The organism is Streptococcus mitis, assembly GCF_001579035.1.
In the GTDB taxonomy this organism is placed as follows: Bacteria; Bacillota; Bacilli; order Lactobacillales; family Streptococcaceae; genus Streptococcus; species Streptococcus mitis_J.
Map to the genome: position 1 here is coordinate 115,086 of NZ_KQ970288.1, position 5,592 is coordinate 120,677.

A 5,592-nucleotide genomic window follows, 5' to 3' on the forward strand; every position below is an offset into this window, starting at 1 on the left:
GATGTTAAAAAGTTGAACACCCTCCACACGCGCATCCACCATCATCAACTGGAGGGCAGTTTGGCCATTCCATTGGTTGACAGACAATTTGACTGCCAGCTCTAGCTTCTTGATTTGAGAAAACTCTGTCACCCATCTGCCTTGGCCAAAGGCCACCACTTCAAAACTCGCCTCACCTTTGGAAATTTTCAGTTTGAGATGGGCATTGCCTGCCCCCATGGTACGGGCACTTTCGACCTGAAAATCCTTGATATAAAAGACAGGTTTCTGATTGTCCATGCCAAAAGGTGCCAAACGTTCAAAACTTTTGACCATTTCAAGACTCAAAGTCTCCAAATCCAGTTCTTCATCTAAATTTAACTTGTTCTTGCCAGCAGCATCTGCGCCTTTTTCACGGACATAGTCTTCCAAGACCTGAGATAAATCTGAGAGTTTCTCCACTTCCAGCGTCATTCCTGCTGCACCAGCATGGCCACCAAAGGCGATAAAGAGGTCGCGATGGGGATCTAGGGCTTCAAAAATATCGACCGCTTCCACACTACGAGCACTACCCTTGGCACGACCGTCTTCTATATTAAGAACGATGACTGTCTGCCCTAGTTCTTCCAACAAACGACCAGCCACGATTCCTAGAACTCCAGGATTCCAGCCTTCCTTAGCCAAGACTTGGACCTTCTTCTCAGGGTCCACCATGGTCTTAGCTTCTTCATAGATAGACTGGACGATTTCCTTACGCTCTTCATTTTTCTGGTGAATCATAAGGGCAATCTCATGCGCTTCCTCATCATCAAAGCCAGTCAGCAAATCAATGGCAGGATTGGGATCATCCAAACGGCCCAAGGCATTTAAACGAGGGGCAATCTGGAAACCAACCGTTTCTTCTGTTACTTCGTTGGCGACAATCCCAGCCATGTCCAGCATTTCTTGCAGACCAATTCGTTGAGTATGTCCCAACATTTCCAGACCATATTGCACCAAAATGCGATTTTCATCCGTCAAACTCACCATATCTGCAATAGTTCCGATAGCAACCAAATCAAGCAATTCCACTTGTACTTCTTCTAAAAGGGCACAAGCCAGCTTGAAAGCAACTCCACAACCAGCCAAATATTTGAAAGGATAGTTCGCATCCGGATGTTCAGGATGGACAATAGCATAGGCATCAGGCAGGGTTTCAGGCATAGAATGGTGGTCAGTCACAATGACATCTACTCCCATAGACTGGGCCAATTCAATAGCCTCGTGACCCGCAACCCCATTATCCACCGTCACAATCAAGGAAATTCCTTCTTGCTCGATAAAATATTTGTAAACACTGGCATTAGGTCCATAACCGTCGGTAAAACGATTGGGCAGATAAACCCGGCACTCAGCACCAAGCTGTTCCAAACTTTCCTTAACAATAGAAGCCGAAGTCATACCATCCGCATCATAATCACCGTAAACGAGGATATTTTCCCCTTCTTCAATGGCCTGACGAATCCGTTCCACTGCCTTGTCCATATCATGGAGCAGATAAGGGTCGTGCAAGTCCTCCAAGGAAGGTTCTAAAAACTTCTTCAGACTTTCTTGGTCCTGAATCCCTCTTTCAAATAATAGCCGAGCCACCTCAGGACCCAGTCCAGCCTTCTTGGCTATCTTTGTAAAATCCGCATCTTCTACCTGCGGGGCAAACTGCCATTCATAAGTAGGTGTTATCAAAAAGACATCCACTCTTTCTAAGAATTCTATTGCTTCATTATAACATGATTTAGTCGTTTTCTCTATACAGATTGCTTTTTTATAAAATTTTAGTGAATTTTTTCAGATATGATTTGACAAGGCTATTCTTTTGGTGTAGAATCGTGTTATAAAATCTAACACAAAGGAGATTCCTTATGGCTTTAGTAGAATTTGAACACGTCGAAAAATATTACGGAGACTACCACGCACTCCGCGACATCAATCTCCGTTTTGAAAAAGGACAAGTCGTTGTCCTACTCGGACCATCTGGTTCTGGGAAATCCACTCTTATCCGCACCATCAATGGTTTGGAGGCTGTTGACAAAGGAAGCCTTCTAGTCAATGGTCACCAAGTTGCTGGTGCCAACCAGAAAGATTTGGTACCTCTACGTAAGGAAGTCGGCATGGTTTTCCAGCATTTTAACCTCTACCCTCACAAAACAGTGTTAGAAAACGTAACACTCGCACCCATAAAAGTTCTAGGAATTGATAAAAAAGAAGCTGAAAAAACAGCTCAAAAATATCTGGAATTTGTTAATATGTGGGACAAAAAAGATTCTTATCCAGCCATGCTATCTGGTGGACAAAAACAACGGATTGCCATCGCACGTGGACTCGCCATGCATCCTGAACTCCTCCTCTTTGATGAGCCAACATCTGCTCTTGACCCTGAAACCATCGGAGACGTTCTGGCTGTTATGCAAAAATTGGCCCACGATGGTATGAATATGATTGTCGTTACCCATGAAATGGGCTTCGCCCGTGAAGTTGCTGACCGCATCATCTTTATGGCTGACGGAGAAGTTTTGGTAGATACGACCGATGTCGATGACTTTTTCGACAATCCAAGCGAACCTCGTGCTCAACAATTCCTCAGCAAAATCATCAACCACGAAAGTGACAAAGTCAAATAAGGAGGCACCTATGAAAAAGAAATTCTTTTTATCAGCATTACTGATTAGCCTTTTCGGCCTTGCTGCTACAAAACCAGTTCAGGCTGATACCAGCGTCGCAGATATTCAAAAAAGAGGCGAGCTGGTTGTCGGTGTCAAACAAGACGTTCCCAATTTCGGTTACAAGGATCCCAAGACAGGGACCTATTCTGGTATCGAAACGGACTTGGCCAAAATGGTAGCTGATGAGCTCAAGGTCAAGGTTCGCTATGTGCCGGTTACCGCACAAACCCGTGGACCGCTCCTAGACAATGAACAGGTCGATATGGATATCGCAACCTTTACCATCACAGACGAACGCAAAAAACTCTACAACTTTACCAGCCCTTACTACACAGATGCTTCTGGATTTTTGGTCAATAAATCTGCCAAAATCAAAAAGATTGAGGACCTAAACGGTAAAACCATCGGAGTCGCCCAAGGTTCTATCACCCAACGCCTGATTACTGAACTGGGTAAAAAGAAAGGTCTGAAGTTTAAATTCGTCGAACTTGGTTCTTATCCAGAATTGATTACTTCCCTTCATGCTCACCGTATTGATGCCTTTTCCGTTGACCGCTCTATTCTATCTGGCTACATCAGCAAACGCACAGTACTACTAGATGATAGTTTCAAGCCATCAGACTACGGTATTGTTACCAAGAAATCAAATACAGAGCTTAACGACTATCTCGATAACTTGGTTACCAAATGGAGCAAGGATGGTAGTTTGCAGAAACTTTATGACCGTTACAAGCTCAAACCATCTAGCCATACCGCAGATTAAGGAGGACACCCTATGACAGATTTATCATCTTGGACAGCCTATTTTCAGGATTTTGGACAATTTTTCAATGGTTTCCTCTTCACTCTTGCACTAGCTATCGGATCTTTTATCCTAGCCATGGTTTTGGGCATCTTCTTTGGAGCCATGTCAACCAGCAAGCGTCCAATATTGAGAATTTTAGCTCGCATCTTTGTCGAATTTTACCAAAATACTCCCCTCTTGGTGCAGTTTGTTATCGTTTTTTATGGCCTACCTCTTATCAGTGACCATATCATTATGATTCCGATTTATTGGACAGCTGTTCTCTGCGTAGGGCTCTATCACGGTGCCTATATTGCTGAGGTGATCCGCTCAGGTATTCAGTCTATTCCTAGCGGTCAGATGGAGGCCGCCTTGTCGCAAGGTTTTACCTATATCAGTGCTATGCGTTTGATTATCTTGCCTCAGGCTTTCCGTATCATTCTCCCACCTTTGACTAACCAAATCGTTAACCTCATCAAGAACACCTCGACAGTCGCTATCATCTCTGGAGTGGACTTGATGTTTGTGACCAAGTCTTGGTCGGCTCTTAACGGAAACTATATCCCAGCCTTTCTAGGTGCTGCCCTTCTCTACTTTTCTCTATGCTTCCCTGTTGCCCAGTTTGGTCGCAAGATGGAGCAAGCCAACAAAAAAGCCTATTCGCTTTAGGAGGTTACTATGGAATCCATTTTAGAAGTTTTGACCCCAGATAACCTAGTCTTTATCTTTAAAGGATTTGGCTTGACCCTCTATATTTCTCTAATTGCCATCGTCCTCTCTACACTTATCGGAACGGTGCTAGCCGTCATGAGAAATGGGAAAAATCCTGTCTTACGCATTATCTCCAGCATTTATATCGAGTTTGTGCGCAACGTTCCCAACCTTCTCTGGATCTTTACTATCTTTTTAGTTTTCAAGATGAAATCCACTCCAGCAGGTATTACAGCCTTCACTCTCTTTACCTCAGCAGCTCTAGCTGAGATTATCCGAGGCGGTCTCAATGCTGTGGATAAGGGGCAGTACGAAGCAGGAATGTCACAAGGATTTACTTCTGCACAAATCCTCTACCACATCATTCTCCCACAAGCTATTCGTAAAATGCTGCCAGCCATCATTTCTCAGTTTGTAACCGTGATTAAGGATACCAGCCTCCTCTACTCTGTTATCGCCCTACAAGAACTCTTTGGAGCCAGCCAAATTCTCATGGGCCGTTATTTCGAACCAGAGCAGGTCTTCAGTCTTTATATCCTGATTGCCCTCATCTACTTCAGCTTTAACCTAGCCATTTCTAGCCTGTCTCATATGCTAGCCAAACGTTGGCAACAAGCTGCAGAATAAACTGCAACTCTCCAGTTAAATTGGAGAGTTTTTCTACGCAATCTCAAAAAACACTGCCAGATTTCTCTAGCAGTGTTTTGAGTTTCATTTATCTTAGTAGACTGTTTTTTCAGTTTCTACATCAAAGAAGTGTGCTTTGTTCAAGTCAAATCCAAGTTCAACTGTTGCACCTGTCTGCAAGTAGTCACGAGCATCAACTTTGGCAACAAACTCGTCTTTACCAACTTGGCAGTAAAGGTGAGATTCTGAACCAAGCAGTTCTGATACAGAGATAGTCGCTTTTACAACACAGTCTGGGAATGTTTCAAGGAAAGCAGGTTCTGCATTCACGTCTTCTGGACGGATACCGAAAATCAATTCTTTACCTTCATAGCCTTTTTCACGAAGAACTTTCAATGCACCTTCTGGAACTTTCAAACGGAAACCATCAGAAATAATTTCGCTACCAACTAATTTCACATTGATGAAGTTCATTGCTGGGCTTCCGATGAATCCTGCTACGAATTTATTAACTGGGTTTTTGTAAACTTCTTGAGGAGTACCGATTTGTTCTACACGTCCGATAGTACCTGTGCCAGCAGGGTTCTTAGTTGCTGACATGATAACGATACGGTCTGCAAGTGTCATCGCTTCTGTTTGGTCGTGAGTTACGTAGATAGTTGTAGCTCCGATACGACGGTGGATTTTCGCAATTTCAGCACGCATTGATACACGAAGTTTGGCATCCAAGTTTGACAAAGGTTCGTCCATCAAGAATACTTTTGCATCACGGACGATAGCACGCCCCATGGC

At 43.7% G+C, this 5,592-nt stretch carries 6 protein-coding genes; 4 read left to right on the forward strand and 2 right to left on the reverse strand.

What is annotated here, in order from left to right; genetic code table 11:
* Window positions 1-1,701 (reverse strand): single-stranded-DNA-specific exonuclease RecJ (gene recJ, locus SMIDD26_RS06760; protein WP_061439684.1); only part of this gene is annotated, 1,701 nt, incomplete at its 3' end.
* Window positions 1,702-1,877: 176 nt separating this feature from the next.
* On the opposite strand from recJ, the gene SMIDD26_RS06765 reads away from it, so the two are divergent.
* Genes SMIDD26_RS06765 through SMIDD26_RS06780 form a run of 4 tightly spaced genes read left to right on the forward strand, consistent with a single transcriptional unit; the run spans window position 1,878 to window position 4,800 of the window.
* Window positions 1,878-2,636, forward strand: coding sequence for an amino acid ABC transporter ATP-binding protein (locus tag SMIDD26_RS06765; protein WP_061439634.1), 759 nt, complete (start codon window positions 1,878-1,880; stop codon window positions 2,634-2,636).
* 10 nt (window positions 2,637-2,646) lie between these two features.
* On the forward strand, window positions 2,647-3,441 hold the full coding sequence (locus SMIDD26_RS06770) for a transporter substrate-binding domain-containing protein (protein ID WP_078376026.1): 795 nt from the start codon (window positions 2,647-2,649) through the stop codon (window positions 3,439-3,441).
* Between the two features lie 12 nt (window positions 3,442-3,453).
* Window positions 3,454-4,131 carry an amino acid ABC transporter permease gene (locus SMIDD26_RS06775; protein ID WP_000131137.1) on the forward strand — a complete coding sequence of 226 codons (678 nt, stop codon included), beginning with the start codon at window positions 3,454-3,456 and terminating at the stop codon, window positions 4,129-4,131.
* A gap of 9 nt (window positions 4,132-4,140) precedes the next feature.
* Window positions 4,141-4,800, forward strand: a complete 660-nt coding sequence (locus SMIDD26_RS06780; protein WP_000443889.1) for an amino acid ABC transporter permease — start codon at window positions 4,141-4,143, stop codon at window positions 4,798-4,800.
* A 93-nt stretch (window positions 4,801-4,893) separates the two neighbouring features.
* Here SMIDD26_RS06780 and SMIDD26_RS13070 read toward each other — a convergent pair.
* On the reverse strand, window positions 4,894-5,592 hold a 699-nt coding region (locus SMIDD26_RS13070), incomplete at its 5' end, for an ABC transporter ATP-binding protein (protein WP_246746964.1).

Excerpts from the sequence above, each read along its gene's own strand:
- SMIDD26_RS06765 (WP_061439634.1), top strand. The coding sequence starts at position 1,878 with ATGGCTTTAGTAGAATTTGAACACGTCGAAAAATATTACGGAGACTAC.
- SMIDD26_RS06770 (WP_078376026.1), top strand. The coding sequence starts at position 2,647 with ATGAAAAAGAAATTCTTTTTATCAGCATTACTGATTAGCCTTTTCGGC.
- SMIDD26_RS06775 (WP_000131137.1), top strand. The coding sequence starts at position 3,454 with ATGACAGATTTATCATCTTGGACAGCCTATTTTCAGGATTTTGGACAA.
- SMIDD26_RS06780 (WP_000443889.1), top strand. The coding sequence starts at position 4,141 with ATGGAATCCATTTTAGAAGTTTTGACCCCAGATAACCTAGTCTTTATC.